The 25,118-nt window shown below is 72.4% G+C and carries 20 protein-coding genes; 13 read left to right on the plus strand and 7 right to left on the minus strand.

Annotated elements, in window-relative coordinates; all coding sequences use genetic code 11:
• Positions 1–167 precede the first annotated feature (167 nt).
• Both HHX35_RS24660 and HHX35_RS24665 read left to right on the plus strand, forming a co-directional pair.
• The gene (locus HHX35_RS24660) at positions 168–446 is read left to right on the plus strand and encodes a hypothetical protein (protein ID WP_182901122.1); all 279 of its coding nucleotides are present in this window, start codon (positions 168–170) and stop codon (positions 444–446) included.
• Positions 443–1,036 carry a hypothetical protein gene (locus tag HHX35_RS24665; RefSeq protein ID WP_182901123.1) on the plus strand — a complete coding sequence of 198 codons (594 nt, stop codon included), beginning with the start codon at positions 443–445 and terminating at the stop codon, positions 1,034–1,036. Before HHX35_RS24660 ends, HHX35_RS24665 begins: the two co-directional genes overlap by 4 nt.
• 25 nt (positions 1,037–1,061) lie before the next feature.
• On the opposite strand, the gene mscL is transcribed toward HHX35_RS24665, so the two are convergent.
• Positions 1,062–1,490, minus strand: a complete 429-nt coding sequence (mscL, locus tag HHX35_RS24670; RefSeq protein ID WP_182901124.1) for a large conductance mechanosensitive channel protein MscL — start codon at positions 1,488–1,490, stop codon at positions 1,062–1,064.
• Between the two features lie 152 nt (positions 1,491–1,642).
• On the opposite strand from mscL, the gene HHX35_RS24675 reads away from it, so the two are divergent.
• Entirely contained in the window at positions 1,643–2,233 is a 591-nt protein-coding gene (locus tag HHX35_RS24675; protein ID WP_182901125.1) for a class I SAM-dependent methyltransferase, read from the plus strand.
• Positions 2,234–2,377: 144 nt separating this feature from the next.
• On the opposite strand, the gene HHX35_RS24680 is transcribed toward HHX35_RS24675, so the two are convergent.
• Positions 2,378–3,850: a serine/threonine-protein kinase gene (locus HHX35_RS24680; RefSeq protein WP_182901126.1), complete on the minus strand. Its 1,473-nt coding sequence runs from the start codon at positions 3,848–3,850 to the stop codon at positions 2,378–2,380.
• The gene (locus tag HHX35_RS24685) at positions 3,837–4,841 is read right to left on the minus strand and encodes a LacI family DNA-binding transcriptional regulator (RefSeq protein ID WP_030510556.1); all 1,005 of its coding nucleotides are present in this window, start codon (positions 4,839–4,841) and stop codon (positions 3,837–3,839) included. Before HHX35_RS24685 ends, HHX35_RS24680 begins: the two co-directional genes overlap by 14 nt.
• A gap of 436 nt (positions 4,842–5,277) precedes the next feature.
• On the opposite strand from HHX35_RS24685, the gene HHX35_RS24690 reads away from it, so the two are divergent.
• The gene (locus tag HHX35_RS24690; protein WP_182901127.1) at positions 5,278–5,934 is read left to right on the plus strand and encodes a DUF305 domain-containing protein; all 657 of its coding nucleotides are present in this window, start codon (positions 5,278–5,280) and stop codon (positions 5,932–5,934) included.
• A gap of 27 nt (positions 5,935–5,961) precedes the next feature.
• Here HHX35_RS24690 and HHX35_RS24695 read toward each other — a convergent pair whose 3' ends face one another.
• Positions 5,962–6,591, minus strand: coding sequence for a hypothetical protein (locus tag HHX35_RS24695; protein ID WP_182901128.1), 630 nt, complete (start codon positions 6,589–6,591; stop codon positions 5,962–5,964).
• Between the two features lie 156 nt (positions 6,592–6,747).
• Between HHX35_RS24695 and HHX35_RS24700 the strand changes: the two genes are divergently transcribed.
• From HHX35_RS24700 to HHX35_RS24710, 3 genes are all read left to right on the plus strand, one after another.
• The gene (locus HHX35_RS24700; RefSeq protein WP_182901129.1) at positions 6,748–7,431 is read left to right on the plus strand and encodes a response regulator transcription factor; all 684 of its coding nucleotides are present in this window, start codon (positions 6,748–6,750) and stop codon (positions 7,429–7,431) included.
• Between the two features lie 52 nt (positions 7,432–7,483).
• Positions 7,484–8,809, plus strand: coding sequence for a sensor histidine kinase KdpD (locus HHX35_RS24705; protein WP_182901130.1), 1,326 nt, complete (start codon positions 7,484–7,486; stop codon positions 8,807–8,809).
• Positions 8,810–8,892: 83 nt separating this feature from the next.
• Positions 8,893–12,165, plus strand: a complete 3,273-nt coding sequence (locus HHX35_RS24710; RefSeq protein WP_182901131.1) for a BTAD domain-containing putative transcriptional regulator — start codon at positions 8,893–8,895, stop codon at positions 12,163–12,165.
• On the opposite strand, the gene HHX35_RS24715 is transcribed toward HHX35_RS24710, so the two are convergent.
• Positions 12,166–13,023, minus strand: a complete 858-nt coding sequence (locus HHX35_RS24715; RefSeq protein ID WP_182901132.1) for an SDR family oxidoreductase — start codon at positions 13,021–13,023, stop codon at positions 12,166–12,168.
• 76 nt (positions 13,024–13,099) lie between these two features.
• Between HHX35_RS24715 and HHX35_RS24720 the strand changes: the two genes are divergently transcribed.
• The 5 genes from HHX35_RS24720 to treZ all read left to right on the plus strand — a co-directional run bounded on the left by HHX35_RS24720 (position 13,100) and on the right by treZ (position 20,851).
• Positions 13,100–13,471: a helix-turn-helix domain-containing protein gene (locus HHX35_RS24720; protein ID WP_182901133.1), complete on the plus strand. Its 372-nt coding sequence runs from the start codon at positions 13,100–13,102 to the stop codon at positions 13,469–13,471.
• 56 nt (positions 13,472–13,527) lie between these two features.
• On the plus strand, positions 13,528–14,274 hold the full coding sequence (locus HHX35_RS24725; RefSeq protein WP_182901134.1) for an MBL fold metallo-hydrolase: 747 nt from the start codon (positions 13,528–13,530) through the stop codon (positions 14,272–14,274).
• A gap of 314 nt (positions 14,275–14,588) precedes the next feature.
• Entirely contained in the window at positions 14,589–16,745 is a 2,157-nt protein-coding gene (gene glgX, locus HHX35_RS24730) for a glycogen debranching protein GlgX (protein WP_182901135.1), read from the plus strand.
• Between the two features lie 169 nt (positions 16,746–16,914).
• Positions 16,915–19,125: a malto-oligosyltrehalose synthase gene (gene treY, locus HHX35_RS24735; RefSeq protein ID WP_182901136.1), complete on the plus strand. Its 2,211-nt coding sequence runs from the start codon at positions 16,915–16,917 to the stop codon at positions 19,123–19,125.
• A gap of 28 nt (positions 19,126–19,153) precedes the next feature.
• Positions 19,154–20,851 carry a malto-oligosyltrehalose trehalohydrolase gene (gene treZ, locus HHX35_RS24740; protein ID WP_220505846.1) on the plus strand — a complete coding sequence of 566 codons (1,698 nt, stop codon included), beginning with the start codon at positions 19,154–19,156 and terminating at the stop codon, positions 20,849–20,851.
• A gap of 4 nt (positions 20,852–20,855) precedes the next feature.
• On the opposite strand, the gene HHX35_RS24745 is transcribed toward treZ, so the two are convergent.
• Together HHX35_RS24745 and HHX35_RS24750 are read right to left on the minus strand one after the other, a co-directional pair.
• Complete coding sequence (locus HHX35_RS24745; RefSeq protein WP_182901138.1) at positions 20,856–22,454, minus strand: GMC family oxidoreductase; 1,599 nt, start codon at positions 22,452–22,454, stop codon at positions 20,856–20,858.
• Between the two features lie 39 nt (positions 22,455–22,493).
• Complete coding sequence (locus tag HHX35_RS24750) at positions 22,494–22,973, minus strand: hypothetical protein (RefSeq protein WP_182901139.1); 480 nt, start codon at positions 22,971–22,973, stop codon at positions 22,494–22,496.
• A gap of 146 nt (positions 22,974–23,119) precedes the next feature.
• Here HHX35_RS24750 and HHX35_RS24755 point away from each other — a divergent pair, with 146 nt between their 5' ends.
• On the plus strand, positions 23,120–25,114 hold the full coding sequence (locus HHX35_RS24755) for an N-6 DNA methylase (protein ID WP_310739278.1): 1,995 nt from the start codon (positions 23,120–23,122) through the stop codon (positions 25,112–25,114).
• Positions 25,115–25,118 lie beyond the last annotated feature (4 nt).

Below are 25,118 nucleotides of genomic sequence, written 5' to 3' on the forward strand. Positions count from 1 at the left end.
GCACCCGGAGGGCTTCGGATCGCGGCCCTCTCGTTCAAAACGTCGCTGGGCCGATGGTGGCACATCGACCCAGCGGAGAGACCACCCGACCCGCTGCTCGGCGAAGGAATGATCCCATGGGATATAACCACCAGAACACCCGTAATCGTCCACCAATCGGATTACGGATGCGCATCGTCGCTCTCCTGTGGAAGCTCGGCGGCGAGGCGTTCGCCGAGATCGATGCGTTCGCGTGGGTGCAGCGCTGGGAGATCCGGCGCACCTGGCACACGCACACCTACCGCGACACGCGGTTCGACGCTCTCGCCGCCTGCACGATCTGCTCCGCGAAGGGGCGGTGCCCGACGGGGTTGCCGTGCCGCAGATGCCGGGGCACCGGGCGGGTCAACCTGCTCGAACCGCCGGCCTCCCGCAGGCCCGAGCGACCCTCGGGCGGCCGGGCATGAGGCACCAGGTCAGGCGGAACCCGCACCTGGTCCTGCGCTTCATCGAGCGGGAGACCTCTCCCGTCGCGCGGCCGGGACCGCTGCTGGTGCTGTGGAGGTGGCGTTACGAGGCGGTGCTGGTGGTGGGAGGGCCGGCGGTCGTGGTCATCGCCGTGCGGACGGCGGGGCCGGCCGTCACGATCGTCACCGCTTCTCTGGTCTGCCTGCTCGTTCTGCTGTGGCCGCAGGCCCGCCGGGAGGTGGCGGCCCGCTTCTGGTGCGTGGTGACGCCCCACCGCGTACGGAAGGCCTGCGCCGAGGCGTTGATCGTCAACCGGCGGGGCAAGCTGCCCGTGATCCTCCGCACGAGGCCGGAGCCGTTCGGCGAGCGCCTGTGGGTGTGGTGCAGGGCGGGGACCAGCCCGAGCGACCTCGAACGGGCCCGGGACATGATCGCCGCCGCGTGCTGGCTGGCCCACGGGGTGCGGATCACCAGAGACCCGCACCGGACGTCGCTCGTCATCGTGGACGTGCTGCGGCGCGCCGGCCGCCCCGTTCCCCAGGAGCCGGCGGAAGCCGGGGAGCGGACGCTGACCCGGTTCCGGCCCTGACGAGGAGGACGGGCCCGCGGAGAGGTCAGGCAGGGGGCTTCTCGGCGGCGGGGACGGTGGATAGTTCGACCGTGCAGAAGGCGCAGCGGCGGGCGTCGGCGGGGATGTCCGACAGGCACTCGGGGCACTTCTTCTCTGTGGCCTCCTTCTTGGTGTCGAAGAGGCTCAGGAAGCGGGTCATCGGCAGGACGACCAGCCAGTAGACCACGGCGGCGACGATCAGAAACGTCAGCAGGTGGTTGATGAAGTCGCCGTACTTGAACACGGCGCCGTTGACCGTGAACCTGTAGCTGGAGAAGTCGGGTTGCTTCCCGCCCGTGATGGCCGCGATCAGGGGGGTGATCAGGTCCTGCACGAGGGCCTGGATGAGCCCGCTGAACGTCGCGCCCACGACCACGGCGACGGCGAGCTCCACCAGATTGCCCCGCATGAGGAACTTCTTGAATCCGCTCATGGGGCAACGGCCTATCCGATTTTGCCTTGCCTATGCAAGGGCGTGACGGACCCGAAAAGATCGAAACAAGGAAGGGGAAGAAGTTGCCGGAGCGATCGAAAAGCCCCGCCGACGATCCGTACGGCGGGCGGCATCCGACCAGTCATGAACGGATGACGGGACTGCCGTGGGACGCGTCGTACCACGACGGTCCCGCGCCTTGGGACATCGGACGGCCGCAGCCGGCGATAGTGCGTCTGGCATCCGAAGGCGGATTCGCCGGAGCGGTTCTCGACGCGGGCTGCGGAACCGGCGAGAACGCTCTTCACCTCGCCTCGCTGGGGCTGCCGGTTCTGGGCGTCGACGTGGCCGAGACGGCGTTGACGATCGCCCGGGAGAAGGCCGGCGACCGTGGGGTCCAGGTCGAGTTCGCCGCGGCTGACGCCCTCCGTCTGGATCGTCTGGGGCGCAGGTTCGAGACGGTGCTCGACTGCGGGCTGTTCCACACCTTCGACGGCGACGAGCGATCCGGATATGTGACGAGTCTCGCGTCGGTGACAGAACACGGCGGAACCCTGTACGTGTTGTGCTTCAGCGACGACGGTCCCGGCACCGGGCCGCACCCTGTCAGCCGGGAAGAGCTGAGAGCGGCGTTCGATCCCCGCGACGGATGGAATGTCGCCACCATCGAACCGGACCGGGTTCGGACGAGATACCACGACGACGGTGCACCGGCCTGGCTCGCGACGATCAGACGGATCTGACCGCCGGGCGGAGGCGGGACGTCGTCGGCCGGCCCCACGCCAGTAGAAGATAATTTCGGTCGCGAGCTGAACGCTTAACGGACGCGCTCGGACTTTCGGTCCTGACTGAACTCAACAGAGGGTTGTTCTGGGAGCGCTCCCATTTCAGGTGTCGCTGGCCTCGGTGAGGGCGGCTTCGACCCGGTCGAGCGCGGCCAGCAGTTCCTCCTTCAGCGTGGACGGCAGCCGTCCCTCCTGATACCGGACCTCGATTTTGGTGCGTATGGCGGACAGCCCCTCGCCGTTGGCGACGGCGTTGCGCAGCACCTGTTTGAGGTCGAGCGCGACGTCGTCGTCGATGTCGTGGGTGGCCTCGGCACCGTCCACGAGCAGGTTGAACTGCCGGACCGCGGTGTCGACCCGCATCGGCGCGGCCGTGGTGGCCAGCGGCAGCGGCGCCACTCCGGACTTACGGGTGGCCGAGGTCTTCGGCCGCCTGACGGTGTCCTCGGCGTGCCGGTCCTTCTTGACGGCCTTGACGCTGATCGAGGGGGAGGGGTGACGCGGGGCCGGCGCGGCCGCGCGTAACGGGTCCGCGACGGGGGCGACCGTATGCCGGGGTACGGCGACGGCTTCGACCTGCGGCGGCGGCGAGGCGGTGGCCTGCGCGTGCGCGGGTGAAGGGCTGGGCAGCAGAACGACGGCTCCGACCTCCGGGCCGTGTGTCTGGGTGAACCAGAGGATGCCGCCCAGGGCCGCGGCCCCGACGGCGGCGGCGCCCCAGCCGGCCCCGCGTGGTCCCGGCGGCTTCTTCACCGTGGTCAGGGCGGCGGCGACCGCCCGCGCGCTCGGCCGGTCCACGGGGTCGGGGCACAGGCAGCGCCGGCACAGGTCGGCGACCTCCTGCGGCAGGCCCGGCACCCCCTCGGGCGCCGGCGGCGGTCCCTCCCGCCGCGCCGTCTCGATCGCCTCCCAGGTCTTCTCCGGGTAGGGCAGGGCGCCCGTGAGCATCTCGAACAGCAGCACGCCGAGCGCGTAGACGTCCACGGCCGGGTCGGCCGTCGTCCCCTTCAGCCGCTCCGGCGCGACGTACGGCGGAGTGCCGAAGTCGGCGACGAGCTGGTCGTCGGCCTCGCCGATGAACGCGGCGATGCCGAAGTCGAGCAGCTTGGGCCCGTCGTCGGCGAGCAGCACGTTCTCCGGGGTGACGTCCCGGTGGACGATGCCCCGGTCGTGGGCCGCCGCCAGCACCTTGGCCAGCCCGGCGGCGATCTCCACCGCCTCGGCCCAGGGCAGCGGGCCCTCGATGACCCGGTCGGCCAGCGACCGGCCCTCCAACAGGCGCATGACCACGAAGGACGCCAGCCTGCCGCCGTTCGTGACCGTCTCGCCGTAGTCGTAGACCTCGATCGCGTCCGGGTGGATCAGCCGGGCGGTGGCCCTGGCCTCCCGGCGCATGAGTTCCCGTCCGGGGTTGTCGTCGTCGAGCGAGCCGTCCAGCACCTTGATCGCGACCATGCGCTGAAGTGACTGGTCGAAGGCACGCCAGATGACCGACATCCCGCCCGTCGCTATCCGCTCCTGGAGCAGATAACGACGGGTCAGGACGTCGCCTTCTCGAAGCTCAGGCCGATTCACGAACCACCAGTTCCGTGGGCAGCACCGGATTGCCCTTGGGATTGTCCCCGTCCCCGAGTGTCATGAGAAGCAGTCGTGCGGCGAGCGTGGCCATTTCCTCGACGGGCTGCCTGACCGTGGTCAGCGTCGGCGAGGTGTGCCTGGCCACGGGCGCGTCGTCGTATCCGATGACGGCCACGTCGTCCGGCACCTTCCGCCCGGCGCGGCGCAGTGTCTGCATCGCCCCGGCCGCCATCACGTCCGACGCCGCGAACACGGCGTCGAGGTGCGGCGCCCGTTGCAGCAGCCACTGCATGGCGTGCGCGCCCGACGCGTGGGTGAAGTCGCCGTACGCCACGGGCATGTCGAGCACACCGGCGTCGCGGAGCGTCTGCCGGAAGCCCTCCAGCCGGTCGCGGGCGGCCGGCAGGGTCGGCGGCCCGGCGATGGTGGCGATGTGCTTGCGGTTGTTGAGCAGCAGGTGCTCGGCCGCCTGCCGTCCGCCGTCACGGTTGTCCATGTCGACGAACGGGAGGTCGATGCCGTCTGGCGGCCGCCCGGCACAGCGCACCGGGACGCCCGAGGCCGCCAGCGTGACCGCGAGGGGGTGCCGCGCGCGTGCCCCGATCAGAAGGACGCCGTCGACGGCGCCCGCGACCAGCGGCGGCGCGGCGATGGAGGCGGTCGCAGGGGTCGCGGTCATCACGACCATGGGGACCCCGTGCGTCGTCAGCACCTCCTCGCAGGCGGACAGGAGCCTCGCGTAGAACGGCTCGGTGAAAAGGCGTGGACTGTGCTCGCAGACGACCGCGGCGATGATCTGCTCGGCCCGCCTGCCCGCGGATCCCCTGGGGGCGCGGCGCCGTACATAGCCCAGACGCGACATAGCGTCGTGGACTTGTCGGCGGGTCGACGTGGTCACGCGTACCGAGCCGGTCAAGACCCGGGAAGCTGTTGCCGGGGAGACGCCGGCTGCGGCGGCTACCTCTGCGAGGGTGGGAAGATCGGCCATCCGGTCTCCTCGGCCCGAAGGTTCACACGGCTTGGGAGCGCTCCCAAGCGAAAGTATCACTGTTTCGCTCGTGTCAACAGAGGTTTCCTCGGTGTGAAACCTTTCGTAGAGTTTCGCTCCGCTTTGGCACAGTTGGAGGCTAGAGCACAGGGGTGATCCAGGGAAGCGAATGGGAATTTTGACACGTGATGCCCAGCTTGTCCGATAATCACCGTAAATATGCCGAAACGCCATGCGGGGGCGGCCGGAGCCGCCGCTCGGCGGTAGGGTCCTGCGGCAAGGGATCACGGATGGATCCGAACGCGCCCGGCCCCGGCGGCCGTCGCGTCCGTCCGCCAGTCAGAACCGGAAAGGCCCTCCAGTGACGACCACTATCCGCCGGCTTCCCGCTGTGACGGCTCGTGTGACGGCCGCGTTACCGGGAGCGTTAACGGGCGTGCTCGCGACGGCCCTGCTCGCCGGATGCGGCGCGCCGGACCCGGCGGGCGGGGCCGCCTCGCCCGCTCCGGTGGCCGCCTCGCCCGCCACCACCGTCGAGACGCCCCTCACCTCGGAGGCCACGCCGAGCCCCGAGGCCACGCAGACCCCCGGGTCCGCGCTCAGCGCCACGCCGGACGAGACGGGCGCGGCGAAGCCGTCCGCCGGGACCAACGCCGCCGACGTGGCGTTCGCCCGGCAGATGGTCCCGCACCACCTCCAGGCCCTGGAGATGGCCAGGCTCGCGCAGACCCGGGCGGGCGACCCGTGGGTCGGCGAGTTCGCGGCGAAGGTCGCCACGGCCCGCGACACCGACATCCGCACGTTCAAGGGCTGGCTCGACATGTGGGGCGCGGAGCCGCTGCCGCGCGACCACGCGATGCCGGGCACGCAGAAACGGGCCGAGATCGAGGCGCTCGCCAAGCTGAACGGCCCGTCCTTCGACCGGAAGTACGTGACGCTGATGATCGAGCACGACAACGGCGCGATCAAGCTCGCCCGGGCCGAGCAGGCCGGCGGCGCCTTCGAGGGAGCCAAGGCGCTGGCCGTCGCCACCGCCACCTCGCTGGGCGCCGAGATCAAGGAGCTCAAGAAGTACCGCGCCCTCCTGGACTGAGTTCTCCCGGCGGACGGCCGGGGCCCCTCAGTTCTCGTACGTGTCGAGCCTGGGGGGCAGGGCGTTCCACGTGCAGAACGCCGACGACTCATGGGTGTCCCGGAGGAACGCGACCCGCAGCCACTGGTCGGCCTCCCAGACCTTGACCTCGTAGCCGTCGTTCGGGGTCGCCGTCACCACGCGGCAGTCCGCGGAGGTCACCGCGATCGTCGCCCGGCCGCCCTTCAGGGTGAACGTGTGCAGGCTCTCCCCGCCGGCGGCCTTGCGCTGCCGTGCGGCGGGCGAGGGCTCCGCCGATCTCGCCGGCCGCGTGGCACGGGCCGGGCGCGGTGCCGGGGAGGTCCGCGCGGTCCGCACCGGAGTGGCGGTGGGCGGGGAGGGCGACCGATGGCCGGGCGTCGAGCCGGCCGGGGACGGCTGCCCGGGCGGCTCCTCGGACGTGCCGCCGGAGGCTCCGCCGTCCGGGGTGCCCTGCGGGGTGGGGGCGGGGACGCCCGGCGAGGCGGACAGGGGCGCGGCGACGGCCACGACGGGAGCGAGGGGCGCCTCGTCCAGGATCGCGCTGCGCAGCACGTCGCGCACGCCGAGCCAGGACACGCCGACGGCGAGCGCGGTGGCCCCGCACCAGGCGATCAAGTAACCGGCGGCCCTTCTCATGTGGCCGCTCACTCTATCCCGTGACCCGAATTGCCGCTCGGTCCTTTTCGGTCAACCTCTACGGATTTGTGCATGCCTTAAATAGCCGCAAATCCCCGTGTTTCGGATCGCTCTTCTCGGGACGCCGTACCAAGCGGGAGTGTACGTTTCTGCCCCATGGCGACCGTTCTGGTGGTTGAGGACGACGAGTTCGTCCGGTCCGCGATCATTCGCGACCTGACCGGGCGCAGCCACGCGGTCCGCAGCGCGGGCCGGGCGCTCGACGCCCTTCGGGAGATCGCCCACATCGCCCCCGACGTGGTCGTCCTCGATCTGGGGCTGCCCGACCTCGACGGCGCGGAGGCGCTGAAGATGCTCCGGGCGATCTCCGACGTACCGGTTATCGTGGCCACCGCGCGGGACGACGAGGCCGAGATCGTCCGCCTGCTGCGCGACGGCGCGGACGACTACCTGGTCAAGCCGTTCTCCGGCGACCACCTCAACGCCCGCCTGGAGGCCGTGCTGCGCCGGGCCAGGCCCGGGACGCCGTCGTCGGTCGCCAGGGTCGGCGGCCTGGTCGTCGACGCCGATCGCAGGGAGGCCCGCCTGGACGGCGCGCCGCTCGACCTCACCCGCCGGGAGTTCGACCTGCTGGCCTACCTCGCCGCCCGTCCCGACCGCGTGATCTCGCGCAGGGAACTGCTGGCCGAGGTGTGGCGGCAGTCGTACGGGGACGACCAGACGATCGACGTCCACCTGTCCTGGCTGCGGCGCAAGCTCGGCGAGAGCGCGTCCCGTCCCCGATATCTGCACACCGTGCGGGGCGTCGGCGTACGCCTCAGCCCCCCTGCCGAGGGCTGAGCCCCGAAGCGGGAACCGCGATAACGGCACGAGGTCCTGAGCGGGAGCGGCGGTGAGACGGAGCCTGGCCCTGGTGGCGGTGGCCGTGACGGCGATGGTCGCGCTGGCCTTCCTCATCCCGCTGGCCGTCGCGGTCAAGGAGATCGCCGAGAGCCGCGCGCTCGCGGACGCCGAACGCCAGGCCGCCACGATCGTGCCCGCCCTCGTCGTGACCGACGACGCCGCCGCGCTGGAGCGCGCGCTGGCCAGCACCCCGGCGGGGACCTCCCGCCTGGCCGTCCACCTCACCGGCGGACGCACGGTGGGCCGCTCCCGGGTCACGGCCGCCGACGTCGCGAGCGCGGCGGAAAGCGCCAGGACCGTGCCGGTCAGCAGGGGATACGTGCTGCTCAGACCGGTCGCTTTGGGCGACGGACGGCGGGCCGTCATCGAGGCGTACGCGCCCGAGGCGGACGCGAGGAAGGGCGTGTCCACCTCCTGGGCCGTGCTGACCGGCGTCGCGGTCACCCTGGTGGTGGGGTCGGTGGTGGTGGCCGACCGGCTCGGAGCCCGGGTGGTCCGGGCGGCCCGCAGGCTCGGGCAGGCGGCGGCGGCCCTCGGGGCGGGCGACCTGACGGTGCGCATCGTCCCGGACGGCCCGCCCGAGCTGGTGGCCGCCGGGCGCGCGTTCAACGCGATGGCCGACCAGGTGGCGGGACTGCTCGCGGCCGAGCGCGAGCTCGCCGCCGACCTGTCGCACCGGCTGCGCACCCCGCTGACCGCGCTGCGGCTCAACCTCGGCGGCACCGGCCCCGAGGCCGAGCAGCGCAGGCTCGCCATCGACCGGCTCGAGCAGGCCGTGGACGAGATCATCGAAGCGGCCCGGCGGCCGTCCCGGGCCGTGCCTGCGGGCTGCGACGCCGCGCTCGTGCTGCGGGAACGGCTCGCCTTCTGGTCGGCGCTGGCCGAGGACCAGGCGCGGCCCTGGCAGCTCGTCGGCGCCGACGAGCCCAGCCCGGTGCCGGTCGCCGCGGCCGACCTCGGCGCGGTGGTCGACGCGCTGCTCGGCAACGTCTTCCGCCACACGCCGCAGGGCACGGCCTTCCGCGTCACCCTGCATCGGGGGAGCGGCATGGTGGGCATCCTCGTCGCGGACGCGGGCCCGGGCATCCCCGATCCGGAGAAGGCGCTGCGGCGGGGCAACAGCGGGGCCGGCTCCACCGGGCTCGGCCTCGACATCGCCCGGCGCCTGGCCGAGTCGACGGGCGGCGGGGTGCGCATCGAGCCCTCGGCGCTCGGGGGGACCGGCGTCAACCTGTGGCTGCACACCGACGGCCGGGCGGCCGGGCCGCGTCGCCGTCTGCTGCGGCGCACCCGCGTCCGCGGCTCGCGCCACTGACCCTCGCTGACACTTTGCTGCTGATCGTCCGAAAACTCCTACTGCGGCGGGATACATTCGGGGGACCGCAACCGGAGGGGATCGTGTTGGAGTTCCGCGTGCTCGGCCCGGTCGTCGTGCTCGACGACGGGGGGACGCCGCTCGACATCGGGCCGTCCCAGCAGCGGGCTGTGCTGGCCCTGTGCGTGCTGGCGGCGCCGCGTCCGGTGAGCACGGCCAGGATCGTGGACGCGCTGTGGGAGCGGGAGCCGCCGCCGGGGGCGGTCAACACCGTGCAGGCGTACGTGTCGAAGCTGCGGCGCGTGCTCGAACCCGGCCGGGTGCGCAGGGCGAAGCCGTCGGTGCTGCTGAGCAGGCCGGGCGGGTACGCGATCGAGCTGCCGCCCGAGAGCTTCGACCTCGGTCGTGCCGCGGCGGCCGTCGCGGCGGGCAGGCGGCTGCTGGAGGCGGGCGACCACGCGGGAGCCGCCGGGCAGCTCCGCCTGGCGCTGAAGGAGTGGCGGGGCGAGCCGCTGGCGGGGTTCGAGGACGAGCCCTGGGCGCGCGACGAGATCGCCCATCTGGCGGAGCTCAGGCTTTCGGTCGTCGAGGACGTGGCCCAGGCCGAGCTCGCGCTCGGGCTCGGGCCGGCGCTGGTGCCCGAGCTGACGAGGCTTGTGGCGGCGCATCCCCTGCGCGAGCGGCTGCGCAGGCTCGGCGCGCACGCCCTCTACCAGGCCGGCCGTCAGGCGGACGCGCTCGCCCTGCTCACCGAGGGCCGCCGGCTGCTCGTCGGCGAACTCGGCCTGGACCCCGATCCGCGCTCCCGCGAGCTGGAGCGGCGGATCCTGGAGCAGGACCCCGCGCTGACGCCACCGCCCCCGCCCGCGATCGCCCACGACCCCGCCCCCATCGCGCCCCCCGTGCCCGAGGCGGACACCGACGGTCCGGGACGGCGGGAGGGCGCGCTCATCGGGCGGGCCGCCGAATCGCGCGTCCTGCGCCGCGCCGTCACCGCGGACGGCCCGCTGATCGTGCTCGTGGCGGGCGAGCCGGGCATCGGCAAGACCAGCCTGGCGGAGGACGCCGCGGCGCACGCGCCCGTGGCGGTCTTCGGCCGCTGCTGGGACGGCACGGGCGCGCCGCCGTTCTGGCCCTGGGCCCAGGCCGTACGGCAGCTCACCGGACGGCACGGCGAACTGGCCGAGATGCTCGGCGCGACCGGGGAGTTCGCGCTGTACGAGGCGTTCGCCCGGCTCGTCGCGGAGCACGCCGCGGCGCACGGCAGGGTGCTCGTCGTCCTCGACGACCTCCAGTGGGCCGACGCCTCGTCCCTGCGCCTGCTGGAGTTCCTCGCCACCACGCGGGCGTGCCAGGAGCTGACCGTGATCGCGACCTACCGCGACACGGAGGTGAGCGGGCCGCTGGCCCGCACGCTCGCCACGCTCGTACGGCTCCCGCACGTCGAGCGGGTCACGCTGGGCGGCCTCGGCGAGGACGCCATCGCCGAGTATCTGCGGCGGGCGGGCGCGGACGCGACGCGGGCGGCCGAGGTGGCGAGGCGGACCGGCGGCAACCCCTTCTTCCTGGGCGAACTCGTCCACCTGGACGGCGGAGAGGTGCCGGGCGCGGTCGCGGACGTGCTGCGCGGCAGGATGGCGGCGATGCCGCCGGGCGCCCCCGGCGTCCTGTCGGCGGCGGCCCTGCTGGGCCGCGACGCCCCGCTGGACGTGCTGCTCGACGTGGTGCACGACGTGATGGACGTGCCGCGCGACGAGGTGCTCGACGTGCTCGACGCGGCCGTCCGGGCGCGCCTGCTCACCGAGCACGACCTCGTCTACCGGTTCGCCCACGACATCGTCCGCGACGTGCTGCGCGACGGCCTCGCCCCGCTGCGCAGGCGTCGCCTGCACGCCGGCATCGCGGCCGTGCTCGAACGGCGCGGCACGCACCTGGCCGAGCTGGCGCACCACTACCGCGAGGGCCTGGTCATCTCCGGCATGGCGGCCAAGGCGATCGAGTACGCCCGGCAGGCGGCCGCCCACGCCATGGCCCAGTTCGCCTACGAGGACGCCGTCGAGCACCTGCGGCACGCCGTCGCACTCACCGGCCAGCTGCCGGTGGCTGCCTCGAGTGAGAGCCTTGTGCTTCGGTGCGACCTGCTGCTCGGTCTCGCGGAGGCGCAGTCGGCGGCCGGGATGAGCACGCAGGTCCACGCCTCGCTGGAGGAGGCGGCCGAGATCGCCGACGCTCTCGGGGACGACGACCGGCTGGCCCGCGCCGCGCTCGGGTTCTCCGACCCGCTGTCGTGGGCGATGTACGAGGAGTGGGCGGCGGGCGGCGCGCTGACCGGGCGGATCGAGCGGGCGCTGCGAAGCCAGGGGGAGGGCTCGCCCTGGCGGTCCCAGCTCTTGGCGGCCTTCGCCGTCACGGGCTGTTTCACCCGGCCGGTCGAGGAGAGCTGCGCGCTCGCGGCCGAAGCCGTACGGGAGGCCCGCCTGCGGGGGGACGACGGCTCGCTGCTGCGGGCGCTGAGCGCGTACGAGATCCTCTCGCGTGGGGTCGCCGGGCACGCAGAGAGGCAGGCGGCCATCGACGAGATGACCGAGGTGGCCCGCCGGACCGGTGATCTGGTGGCCGAATGGCTGGCTCTGGAGGCCGAGCACGTCGAGCTGGTCAAACAGGGCGAGCTGGAGCGGGCGGACCGGCTGCTGACCTGGCTGTCGGACACCGCGCGCAGGATCAGGCAGCCCGCCCTGCTCAGCCTCGCCGCCTGGCTGTCGGCGATCCACGCCTATCTCCGCGGCGACCCCGGCCGCGCCCTGGCGGAGGCGGAGGAGTCGGTCCGGCTCCATCCGGAGGGCGCGCTCGGCCGCGACCACGCCGAGAGCCGGGCCCGCGTGTTCCGCTGCCTGGCGGCGCGGACGCGGGGCGACGCGGCGGCGGCGCTGGCGCTGGCGGAGGAGGCGCTGGCACGGCGGCCCGGCCAGCCCGGATGGCGGGTGCTGCGCTGCGCGGCCCTGCTCGACCTCGGCAGGAGGGACGAGGCCGCGGAGGTCCTCACGGAGCTGGCCCACGACGGCTTCGCCGGCATGCGGGGCGACATCGCCTACCGGTTCATCCCCGACCTGCTGAGCGAGGTGTGCCTGGCCCTGGCCGACAGGGCCGCGGCGGCGGCGCTGCACGACCTGCTCCTGCCGCATCAGGGCCGCCTGCTCGGCTGGTCGGTGACCGACCTGTGCCTGGCCCGCCTGGCGCTCGCGCGGGACGACCGCGATGCGGCGGGCCCCCGCCTGCGCGCCGCGCTCGCTCTCGTCCGCCGCTCCGGGGTCGCCCTCTACGAGAAGCCGATCCTGGCCCTGCTCAACAGCGTGTGATCATCCGTTCTTCAGGGCTTCGGCGAGGGTGTCGCGCAGCGGCGTGGTCGGCCGGCCGATGAGGCGGGACAGGTCGCCGGGGGTGTCGCCGAGCCAGCCGTCGGCGATGTCGGCGTCGACCTGGGCGAACAGGGCCGCGACCGGTTCGGGCAGGCCGTTCGCCTCCAGCGCCCTGGCGTACTCCGCGACGGGCAGGTCCCGATACTCGACCGGCGTCCCGGACACTTCGGAGACCACGGCGGCCAGCTCGGGCATGCTCCAGGCGACGTCGCCCGTCAGCTCGTACACCGCGTCGCGGTGTCCTTCACCGGCCAGGACGGCGGCCGCGGCGGCGGCGAAGTCGGCGCGCGCCGCCGAGGCGACGCGGCCGTCGCGGGCGCTGCCCGGGATGACGCCGCTCTGCGCGCCCTGCCGGGCCGCCGCGATGTAGTTCTCGTGATACCAGCCGTTGCGCAGGAAGGCGAAGGGCAGCCCGCTCGCGCGGATGTACTCCTCGGTCGCCTTGTGGTCGGGCGCGATGCCCAGTGGGGTGGTGTCGGCGCGCGGGATGCTCGTGTAGGCGAGCAGTTCGACGCCGGCCGCCCGGGCGGCGTCCACCACGGCCTTGTGCTGGTCGACCCGTCGGCCGAACTCGCTGCCGGAGACGAGCAGGACCCTGGTGGCGCCCTCGAACGCCGGTCCCAGCGTGGCGGGCCGGTCGTAGTCCGCCTCGCGCACCTGGATGCCCCGCTCGGCCAGGTCGGCCGCCTTCTCCGGGCTGCGCACCGCCGCGACGATCCGCGAGGCGGGCACGCGTACGGCGAGTTCCTCGACGACCAGCCTGCCGAGGTGTCCGGTGGCTCCGGTCACGACAATCATGGTTTCTCCTCCACAGTGCTTTCCTTCGGTTAGTGCTTTCTATCAGAAAGTACTTCGAGAGCGTAAGCTGACGGCCATGGAGGAGTTCGAGGAGCTCGTCGCCGACGTCTTCTCACGGAAGTGCACCTCGCGCACCGTGCTGGAGACCCTCACCGGCCGATGGGCGATCCTGGCGCTTGCGGCCCTGTACGAAGGGCCCTACCGCTTCAACGCGCTGCGCCGCCGCGTGGACGGGGTGAGCGAGAAGATGCTGTCCCAGACCCTCCAGGCACTGGAACGCGACGGCATGGTGCTGCGGGAGGCCGAGCACACGATCCCGCCCCGGGTCGAATACAGCCTCACCCCGCTCGGCCGTGAGGCCGCCGAGCGCCTGCTTCCCCTCCTCGCCTGGACGGAGGAGCGCATGCCCGAGGTCGTCGCCGCCCGGGAGCGCCACGAGGGACGCTGAACCCCGGCAAGCCCGCGCCAAGTTCGGAACAAGACCGTCAGCCGAGCCTGTGGAGCATGGACACACAGCCGACAGGCCCCTGGCGGATCGCGCCCGACGTGGTGCTCGTCCCGGTGATCGAACCCGTAGCGGCGGGGTACGCGCACATCGACTCGATGGTCATCACCGGACGCGAGCCGGTGATCGTGGACACCGGCGCGGCCGAGCACCGCGAGCGCTGGACCGAGGACGTCTTCGCGGTCGTGGAACCGCGCGACGTGCGATGGATCTTCCTGAGCCACGACGACCCCGACCACGCGGGCAACCTGGAGGTGGCCCTGGAGATGTGCCCGGCCGCGACGCTGGTCACCGGCTCGCCCGCGCGTCCGGGACGCGGCTTCGCGCCGCCGCCGGGCCGTACGCGCCGGATCGCCGACGACGAGTCGTTCGACGCGGGCGACCGGCGGCTGACCGCGGTGCGGCCCCCGCTCTACGACGCCCCGGCGACCCGCGGGCTGTACGACGACCGCAGCGGGGTCTACTGGGCGGCCGACTGCTTCGGGGCCGAGGTGCCGGTCGCGACCGCGGACGCGGGTGACCTCCCGCTGGAGGACTATCTGAAGGCGGTGCGCGCCTTCGGCGCGGGGCTCAGCCCCTGGCACCGCTGGCTCGACCCGCGGATCTTCGGGCGCCATGTCGACCGGCTCGCCGCCATGGAGATCATCGCGATCGCCTCGGCCCACGGGCCGACCGCGACCGGGGACCGCGTCGCCGGGGTGATCGGCGCCGTACGCGGTCTCGCCGGGGCGCCCGATCCCCGTTGAGTCACAGCAGGGCGGCTGCGCTGCGTGACGGACGGGGCGGGCGCCCCGCGTCCGTTCTCGGCGAGTCGGTCCAGGTCACCGGCGCTTTGCTCGCTGATGGCCGGTTCACCCCGTTGCCATACACGCAGTTAACGTGGCGAGACTGTCGAAGCCTTTTCTGGGCAGGCACGATGTCTTGTGAACGACAGTCAGCACCACGATCTCGCACGCGGGGTTCCGGGAAGGGTACGGACCGTGGGCGAGTGCGATCATAGAGCCGGTGGGCTCCGGGACCTTCCCGGCATGACCGCCGAGCCGGAGGGCGAGGAGGTCCAGTGAGGGAGATCTGGCCGGGGGATTCCTATCCGCTCGGGGCGACGTACGACGGAGCGGGCACCAACTTCGCGCTCTTCTCCGAGGTGGCCGAGCGCGTAGAGCTGTGCCTGTTCGACGACGACGGCAACGAGGAGCGCGTCTCGCTGAGCGAGGTGGACGGCTTCGTCTGGCACTGCTACCTGCCCGGGGTGGGGCCGGGCCAGCGGTACGGCTATCGCGTCCACGGGCCCTACTCGCCCGCCGACGGGCTGCGCTGCAACCCCAACAAGCTGCTGCTCGACCCGTACGCCAAGGCGGTGGAGGGCTCGGTCAACTGGGATCAGGCCGTGTACGGCTACCGCTTCGGCGAGCCGGACAGCCGGGACGACAGCGACTCGGCGCCGTACGTGCCGAGGTCGATCGTCGTCAACCCGTTCTTCGGCTGGGGGCACGACCGGCCGCCGGCCACGCCCTACCACGACACGGTGATCTACGAGGCGCACGTGCGCGGCCTCACGACGAGCCATCCGAAGATCCCCGAGCGGATCCGGGGCACGTACGCCGCCCTGGGCCACCCCGAGATCATCGACCACCTCACCTCGCTCGGCGTCACCGCGATCGAGCTCATGCCGGTCCACCAGTTCGTGACCGACCACATGCTGGAGAAGCGGGGGCTGTCCAACTACTGGGGCTACAACACGATCGGCTTCTTCGCGCCGCACAACGCGTACTCCAGCTCGGGGCAGCGCGGCGGGCAGGTGCTGGAGTTCAAGGCGATGGTGAAGGCCCTGCACGAGGCGGGCATCGAGGTGATCCTCGACGTCGTCTACAACCACACGGCGGAGGGCAACCACCTGGGCCCGACCCTGTCCATGCGCGGCATCGACAACGCCAACTACTACCGGCTGGTCGAGGACGACCGGCGCTACTACATGGACACCACCGGCACCGGCAACAGCCTGCTGATGCGCAGCCCGCACGCACTCCAGCTGATCATGGACTCGCTGCGCTACTGGGTGCGCGACATGCACGTGGACGGCTTCCGCTTCGACCTCGCGGCCTCCCTCGCCCGCGAGCTGCACGAGGTCGACCGGCTGAGCGCGTTCTTCGACCTCGTCCAGCAGGACCCGGTGTTGTCGCAGGTCAAGCTCATCGCCGAGCCGTGGGACGTCGGCCCCGGCGGCTACCAGGTCGGCAACTTCCCGGCCCGCTGGACCGAGTGGAACGGCCGCTACCGCGACACCATCCGCGACCTGTGGCGGGGCGAGCCCGCCGCGCTGCCGGAGTTCGCCAGCCGTCTCACCGGGTCGAGCGACCTCTACCAGGACGACAGCCGCCGCCCGGCCGCGTCGATCAACTTCGTCACCTGCCACGACGGCTTCACGCTGCAGGACCTCGTGTCGTACAACGACAAGCACAACGAGGCCAACGGCGAGGACAACCGCGACGGCGCGGACGACAACCGCTCCTGGAACTGCGGGGTGGAGGGCCCGGCGACCGGTCCGGTCGCCCAGCTCCGCGAACGGCAGAAGCGCAACTTCCTGGCCACGCTGTTCCTGTCGCAGGGCGTGCCGATGCTGTCGCACGGCGACGAGATCGGCCGCACCCAGCAGGGCAACAACAACTCCTACTGCCAGGACAACGAGATCAGCTGGGTCGACTGGGGCACGATCCTTGAGGCCGGTGCGCGGGATGACGCGGGAACCAGGGAGAAGCGCCAGCTTCTCGACTTCACCCGGCGCCTGGCCCGGCTGCGCCGCGACCACCCGGTCTTCCGCCGCCGCCGTTTCTTCTACGGCCGGCCCGTACGCGGGTCGCACGACGAGCTGAGCGACATCGCCTGGCTCACGCCGTCCGGCACGGAGATGGCCGACGCCGACTGGACGAACGGCTACGCCAAGGCGCTGGCGGTGTTCCTGAACGGCGACGCCATCACCGAGCCCGACCGCCGCGGCCGGCGGATCAGTGACGACTCGTTCCTGCTGCTGTTCAACGCCCACCACGAGGTCATCAAGTTCACGATCCCCGACGACTACGGCGAGCTGTGGGCGACCGAGCTGGACACGGCGATGCCGGTGCTGAGCGAGTCGCGCGTGTGCCGGGCCGGCGAGGCCGTGCCCGTGAGCGGCCGGTCGGTGCGGGTGCTGCGCAGAGTCCGGCCCGTGCTGGGGTCCTGACCAGCACCGATGCGCGAATAGAGTGCGCTTCGGCGTTAGTCCGCGTCACACCGGGCAGGAGGGGAGCCGCGTTCTGCGCCCCTCCTGCCCGTCGCGGTGCTGGCAGGGGCGCGCCCGCGACGTGCACTATGAACACGACCTCCGGAAACGCGCTGCGAAAGGCGGTTCGGTGACTTCTACCTATCGGGTGCAGCTGACGCCCGACTTCGGATTCGCCCAGGCCGCGAGCCTCGTCGGATACCTCCGTGACCTGGGGGTGGGCCACCTCTACCTGTCGCCGATCCTCCAGGCCTGCAGGGAGTCCCAGCACGGGTACGACGTGACCGACCACGGCCGCGTACGCGAGGAGTTCGGCGGTGAGGAGGGCCTTCGGGCGCTGGCGGCCAAGGGCATGCCGCTGGTCTCCGACATCGTGCCCAACCACATGACCGTGCCGGTGCCGGAGTCGGACAACGCCCAGCTGTGGGCGGCGCTGCGGGACGGCCCGGGGTCGCCGGCCTCCCGGTGGTTCGACTTCCAGTGGCCGGTCACCCTGCCGCTGCTCGGCGACGACGCCGACGAGGCGCTCCGTGTGGACGACGGCGTGGACGGTCAGGTGCTGCGCTACCACGGCCACGTGTTCCCGATCAGGCCCGGCACCGAGCACCTGCCGCTGCCGGAGCTGCTGGAGGCCCAGCACTACCGGCTGGCCCACTGGCGGGAGAGCCCCGGCTACCGGCGGTTCTTCGACGTGTCGTCGCTGATGGGCCTGCGCGTGGAGGACCCCGAGATCTTCGAGGCCACCCACGCCGTCACCTTCCGCCTCATCGAGGAGGGGGTGCTCCACGGGCTGCGCGTCGACCACCCGGACGGCCTGGCCGACCCCCGCGGCTACCTCCGGCGGCTGCGCCCGCACGTGCCCGGTCCCCTGTGGGTGGAGAAGATCCTCATCGACGGCGAGCGACTGCCGACCGACTGGCCGTGCGACGGCACCACCGGATACGACGCGCTCAACATGATCACCCGGTTGTTCGTCGACCCGGCCGGCCGCGACGCGCTGATCGAGACGTTCGGACGCCACACCGGCGTACGCGACGACTACGAGACCGTGCGGCACGACTCCAAGAAGTACGTCATCGACCTGTTCTTCGGGGGAGAGGTCGACCGGCTGACCGACGATCTCGGCGACCCGGAGCTGCGCGAGGCCGTCGTGGAGCTGCTGGCCGCGATGCCCGTCTACCGGGCGTACGTGAACCCGGGCGAGCAGCCGCCCGCCGACTCCGAGGCGATCGTCCAGGAGGCGGCCGGGCGGGCGGCCACCAGGACCGACCCCGACGCGGTGGCCAAGGCCGCCAACCTCGTCCTGTACGGCCCGCCCGAGGCGGTCACCCGCTTCCAGCAGACCTGCGGGCCGGTGATGGCCAAGGGGGTCGAGGACACCGCGCTCTACCGGTGGTATCCGCTGGCCTGCCTCAACGAGGTGGGCGGTGAGCCCGACAGGTTCGGGGTGTCGCCCGCCGAGTTCCACGAGTTCTGCGCCGGGCTGCCGCCGCGGACGATGACCACCCTGTCCACCCACGACACGAAGCGGTCGGAGGACGTGCGCGCCCGCCTCGCCGTGCTGTCGGAGCTGCCCGAGGAGTGGGCGATGGCCGTCGACTCCTGGACCGCGGCCGTGTCGTTCGACCCCAAGCTCGACTATCTCGCCTGGCAGTCGCTGATGGCGGCCTGGCCGATCCCCCTCGACCGCTTCACCGACTATCTGCTCAAGGCGGCGCGCGAGGCCAAGACGTCGATCTCCTGGCTGAACCCCGACCCGGCGTACGAGGAGGGGATCAGGGACTTCGCCCGGCGGGCTCTCGACGCCTGCGGCTACTCGGTCGCCTCGTTCACCGAGGTCGTGGATCGGTATGCCCGGGTCAACTCGCTGGGGCAGAAGGCCGTCCAGCTCCTCATGCCGGGCATCCCGGACGTCTACCAGGGCAACGAGATCACCGACTTCTCGCTGGTCGACCCGGACAACCGCCGGCCGGTGGACTTCGAGCGGCGCCGCCGGCTGCTGGCCGAGCCCGACGACAGCTGGGACGGCCAGAAGATCCGCGTCACCGCCGCCGCGCTCGGCCTGCGGCAGCGGCTCGACCCCGAGGCGCCGTACGCGCCGATCGAGGCGGGAGAGCACGCGGTCGCGTTCACGAGGGGGGTCCCCGGGCAGGGGACGGCCGCCGTCGTGGTCGCGACCCGGTTGCCCGTCGGGCTGGAGCGCAGGGGCGGCTGGGGGAGCGACACGATCACGCTGCCGCGGGGGCGCTGGCGCGACCTGCTCACCGGCGCCGAGCACGCGGGTGAGGTGCGGATGGCCGACCTGCTGTCCGCGTATCCGGTCGCGATTCTCGAAGGCTGACGGCTTCGTCCGATAGGGGGATATGCGCATGTTCGAGGTGTGGGCGCCCGAGGCGGCGCGGGTCGAGGTCGAGCACGGGGGCGCCCGGCATGAGATGTCGCGGGGCGAGGGCGGCCGGTGGACCGCCCCCGGCGACGAGCACGACCTCGACTACGCCTTCTTCGTGGACGGCGACGGGCCGTTCCCCGACCCCCGGACGCGGCGGCAGCCGTACGGGGTGAACGGCCCGAGCCGCGTCTACCACCACGACAGGTTCGCCTGGACGGACCAGGACTGGCACGGCCGCGACCTGCGCGGCGGGGTGATCTACGAGCTGCACGTCGGCACGTTCTCGCCCGAAGGCACCTTCCGGGGAGTGGCCGACCGGCTCGGCCACCTGGTCGGCCTCGGGGTCGACTTCGTCGAGATCATGCCGGTGCCGCCCGTGCCGGGAAGGCGCAACTGGGGCTACGACGGCGTGGACCTCTACGCGGTCTTCGAGGAGTACGGCGGCCCCGACGGGCTCAAGAGCCTGGTGGACGCCTGCCACCGGGCCGGTCTCGGCGTCATCCTCGACGTCGTCTACAACCACCTCGGTCCTTCGGGCAACTACCTGGCCAAGTTCGGGCCCTACTTCCACGACGCCAAGGGGTCCTACTGGGGCGACGCGGTCAACCTGGACGGGCCCGGCTCGGACGGGGTGCGGCGCTACTTCATCGAGAACGCCCTGCAGTGGCTGCGCGACTACCACGTCGACGGGCTGCGCCTCGACGCCGTGCACGCCCTGCACGACAAGCGCGCCGTCCACCTCCTGGAGGAGCTGTCGGCCGAGGTCGACGCGCTGTCCGCCGCCGTGGGCCGCCCGCTGACGCTCATCGCCGAGTCGGACCTCAACGACCCCCGCATGGTCACCCCGCGCGAGGCCGGCGGACTCGGCATGCACGCGAGCTGGAACGACGACGTCCATCACGCCATCCACGCGAACGTCACGGGGGAGACCAACGCCTACTACGGCGACTTCGCCACCCTGTCGTCCCTGGCCAAGGTGCTGACATCGGGCTATTTCCACGACGGCACCTACTCGTCGTTCCGGGGGCGCTCGCATGGCCGACCGGCGACCGGGATTCCCGGCCACCGGTTCGTCTGCTGCGCCCAGAACCACGACCAGATCGGCAACCGGCCCGAAGGCGACCGCATGCGGCCGGAGCAGCTCCGCCTCGCCGCGGGGTTGCTGCTGACCTCGCCGTTCACCCCGATGTTGTTCATGGGCGAGGAGTGGGGGGCGACCACCCCGTTCTACTTCTTCACCGACCACTTCGAGCCGCACCTCGCGGAGGGCGAGGGCGAACGGCGCAGGAAGGAGTTCGAGGGCTTCGGCTACGACTGGAAGGCCCCCGAACCGGGCGAGGAGACGACCTTCCTGCGCTCCAAGCTCGACTGGGAGGAGACGGCCAAGGACGAGCACGCCTCGCTGCTGGGCTGGTATCGCGACCTCATCGCGCTCCGCAGGTCTCATCCCGATCTCACCGATCCCCGCCTGGACCGGGTGCGGGTCGAGGTGGACGAGGACCGGCGCGTCGTGGTGATCGAACGCGGTGCGCTGCGGATCGCCGCCAACTTCGCCGAAGGCCCGGTGCCCGTACGGCTGGCCGCGTCGCGGCTCCTGCTCGCCTCCGACGAGTCCGCCCGCCTGGCCGGCGACGTGCTCGAGCTGCCGGGCCGCTCCCTGGCCGTCGCGGAGGTCTGAGCGGTCAGGCCGCGCCGCGGATGAGGTCCGCGGCGTGCCAGGCCATCGCCATGACGGGGCCGTTCAGGTTGCCGGAGACCATGGTGGGCAGCACGGAGCAGTCGACGATCCGCAGGTTGTCGAGGCCCCGCACGCGCAGCCGCGCGTCGACCACGTCGTCGTCGCCCGGGCCCATGGCGCAGGTGCCCATCGCATGGTAGCCGCAGTAGCCGCCGCCCAGCGCCGCGTCGATGATCTCCTCGTCCGAGCCGACCCGGGGACCGGGAAACGTCTCGGACGCCAGCCGTCCCGCGATCGGCTCCTGCGCGAAGTACTCGCGCATCCGGCGGAACAGGTCGACGCCGACGCGCCGGTCGTGTTCGGAGCCGAAGTAGTTGGGCTCGATACGGAGCGGCGCGCCGGGGTCGGCGGAGGTGATGGCCACGCTGCCCTCCGCGGTCGGGCGGAGGATCTCGGCGACGACCGAGACCCCGGGTTGCCGCTCGACCGTGACCGTCTCGCCCGCACGGTACGTCGCCACCGACCACGGCCCCATCAGCAGTTGGGCGTCCGGCCGGTCCAGTTCGGGCCGGGTCTTGAGGAAGGCGATCACGTCGTAGGCCGGCGCGGCGAGCGGGCCTCCGCGGTTCATCAGGTAGCGCAGCGCGGTGACACCCTGCCGCAGCGGCGTGGACAGCATGCGGTTGTAGCCGAGGTCCTCCTTCAGCCGGAACTTCAGCGCCAGGCACCGGTGCTCGCGCATGCGGGCGCCGACCATCGGCCGGTCCAGCCGGACCTCCACACCGGCCGCCCGCAGCACCTCCGCGGGGCCGATTCCGGACGACTGCAGCAGCGCCGGCGTGCCCAGGCTGCCCAGGGACAGGACGACCTCCCGGGCCGCGCGGTATTCGACGGTGGCGCCGCCGGCGTCCCGGGCGGTGACCCCGACGACCTTGTCGCCGTCGAACAGCAGCCCGGTCACCGTCGTCCCGGTCACGACGGTGAGATTGTCCCGATGGCGTACGGGGTGCAGGAAGGCCCGGGCCGCGCTGAACCGCCGCCCGTCCTTGATGGTCGCCATCGCGTGGCCGACGCGTTCGTCGTCGGACTCGTTGACGTCCGGCATCGCGGTCAGGCCGAGCGCGGCGCCGGATGCGATCATCTCGTCGCAGAGGGGATCGGGGTCGCGCGGAGGGGACACGTGCAGCGGCCCGCCCGCCCCGCGGGTCGCCGTGGCGCCCAGGGCGTTGTCCTCCATCGCCCGGAAGACCGGCAGCATCGTGTCCCAGCCCCAGCCGGGGTTGCCGAGCCGTACGAGTTCGTCGTAGTCGGCGCGGTGGCCGCGGTTGTACACCATGCCGTTGATGGAGCTCGACCCGCCGAGAACCCGGCCGCGCGGCCATATCTCGGCCTGCCCGTCGGGACCGAACGGCTGCGTCCGGTAGTGCCAGACCTTCCGCGGATCGTCGAAGAGCTTTCCGAATCCCTTGGGCACGTGGTAGAGCGGGTGGCGGTCGGCGCCGCCCGCCTCGACGAGCAGGACGCGGACGTCCGGATCCTCCGACAGCCGGTTGGCCAGGACGCATCCGGCCGACCCTGCCCCGATCACCAAATAGTCGATCATGCCCTCATAGTGCCCACGCCGCTCCGGCGAGGGTAGGCCTCAAGCGGCCTGGGGGACGGGCAGTTCGAAGGTGACGGTGTCGGGGACCGCGGTGTAGAGCCGCCAGCTCAGGCAGGTGCGCTGGGAGACGACGGTGACGTGCAGGCCGCAGCCCGCCAGCCAGAGGGCCAGGTCGGCGAAGTAGCCGTCGCCCGACCCGATCACCGCCCGCTCGAACCGCAGGTCCACCCGGGTCGTGCGGGCCGCCTCGTCGAGGGCGCGGTCGGCGCCGTTCGGTCCCGAACGAGCAAGCAACTGCACCCCGCGCAGCGCGATCCCCACGGAGACGAGCGCGTTGTGGTTGACCGCCACGATGAACTGGTCCAGCGGCCCGACCGGCACCGTGCGCTGGTAGGCGCTCATCACCTGCCGTACGTCGGGGGTGGTCGGAAGGGGGGATCCGGTCAGGTTCTCGATGTCCAGGAGATGGATCGCGCGGCCGCGGCGAAGTGACCTGAGGCGAGTGACGGGGGTGCTCACGATCCTTGCTCCCTTCCATGCCGACTTCTGGCGTCAATTAGAGCATGTGTTGACGCGATCAACCAGTCCTTGGTGGGACGTTGCCCATGTCCGGGCCATCGGATATGGTCCGGTCTGATCGAAGAACTGGCGGAAGGCGGAGCGTCGTGCGGCGAGACGTACACGTCACCGCGGCGGACATCGCCCGCTTGGCCGGCGTGGGACGTGCGGCGGTCAGCAACTGGCGGCGCAGGCACGACGACTTTCCCGAGCCCGTGGGAGGCACGTCCACCAGTCCGGCGTTCTCACTCGCGGAGATCCGGGAGTGGCTGCGCGGCCATGCCGAGGGCAGGGACCTCCCTCCGGACGAGTGGCTCTGGCAGGACCTGCGGACCACCGTCGACGACGACGACCTCGCCGACCTGATCGCCGACCTCGGGGCGTTCCTGGTGTACGTGCAGCACGAGGCGGACGACTGGCGCGGGCTCTCGGCCGGGACCGACGAGGAGGTGGCGCGGGGACTTCCGGCCCGGGTGCGCGCGACGTGCGCGAAGACCGTGAGCGCGCAGGCGTTCCCCGAGTCCGTGCCGGTGACCAGGGTGCCGCTGGTCCGCTCCATCGCCCGGCTGGCCGTGGAACGCGGCGTCCGCGACACCTTCGAGTTCCTGCGTGAGCGGTACTTCGAGGTGCACACCCGGCGCGTCTACTCCACTCCCGCCGAGATCGTCACGCTCACGCTCGACCTCGTGGGCGACGGGTTCGGCTCCGTGCTCGACCCGGCCTGCGGCTCGGGCCGCATCCTCGGCCGGGCGCTCGAGCGCTCGCCCGGGGCCCGTCTGCTCGGCCAGGACGTCGATCCGGTGGCCGCCCGGCTCACCGCCGTACGGCTCGCGCTGCGCTGCGACAACGCGCGGATCAGGCCGGGAGACTCCCTGCGCGCGGACGCCTTCCCCGGCGAGCTGGCGGACGCGGTGGTGTGCAACCCGCCGTTCAACGACCGCAACTGGGGCTACGAGGAGCTGACGGCCGACCCCCGGTGGGAGTACGGCCTGCCGCCGCGCGTGGAGCCCGAGCTGGCCTGGGTGCAGCACGCGCTCGCCCACCTGGCGCCGGGAGGCGTGGCCGTGCTCCTCATGCCCCCGGCCGTCGCCACCCGCAGGTCGGGCCGCCGGATCAGGTCCCAGCTGCTGCGGCGCGGCGCGTTGCGCGCGGTCATCACGCTCCCGCAGGGCGCCGTGCCCAACGTGGCGGTCGGCCTGACGCTGTGGATCCTGCGCCAGCCGTCCGAGGGCGGCACGCCGAGCCATGTGCTGATGGTCGACACCTCCGGCAGGCCGGACGACTACGCCGGGGTGGCCGTCGCGGCATGGCGGGAGTTCGGCGCGGGGTGCGAGCTGGACGAGCCGGGCGTCAGCAGGTCGGTCCCGCTCGTCGATCTGCTCGACGAGGACGTGGACCTCACCCCCGCCCGCTACCTGTCCACGGCCGCCGACGACCTGTCACCGGAGCGGATCGCCGGAGCACGTTCGCGGCTCGCCGAGCTCATCGGGACCGTCGCCGGGCTGCTGCCGTCCGTGGCGGCGGCACCACCGGACGAGCTCGCCCTCGTCCCGCTGCCCGAGCTGGTGCGGCGCGGCATACTCGTCGTGGAGCAGCAGACGCCGGCCCGGCCGGGGGAGGAGCCTCCTCTGGGGACGCCCGTGCTCACCGTCGAGGACGTGCTCGAAGACCGGCCCGCGACGGGATCCTCCGAGCACGCCGGGGCGAGGCTGATCGTCACGCGGCCCGGCGACGTCGTGGTGCCGCAGGTCGTGACCGCCCCGGTCGCGCGGGTGCTGACGAAGGGCGACGCCCTGCTCGGTCCCTACCTGTCCCTGCTGCGGCCGGATCCCGAGGTGCTCGACCCCGACTTCCTCGCCGGTTTCCTCTGCGCGTCCGTCAACGTCCGCCACTACACCTCGATGTCCTCGCGCTATCGGGTGGACGTACGGCGTGCGGAGCTGCCGCTGCTGCCGATGGAGGAGCAACGCAGGTACGGCGCGGCGTTCCGGCGTCTGGCCGGTTTCCGGTCGGCCCTGCGCGAGGCGGCGGTGCTCGGCGACGACCTGGCCAGGCTGGTGGCCGACGGCCTCACCCACGGCGCGGTACGGCCGCACGAGTAGGGTC

It is taken from the genome of Microbispora sp. H10830 (assembly GCF_014161375.1).
Lineage (GTDB): Bacteria > Actinomycetota > Actinomycetes > Streptosporangiales > Streptosporangiaceae > Microbispora > Microbispora catharanthi.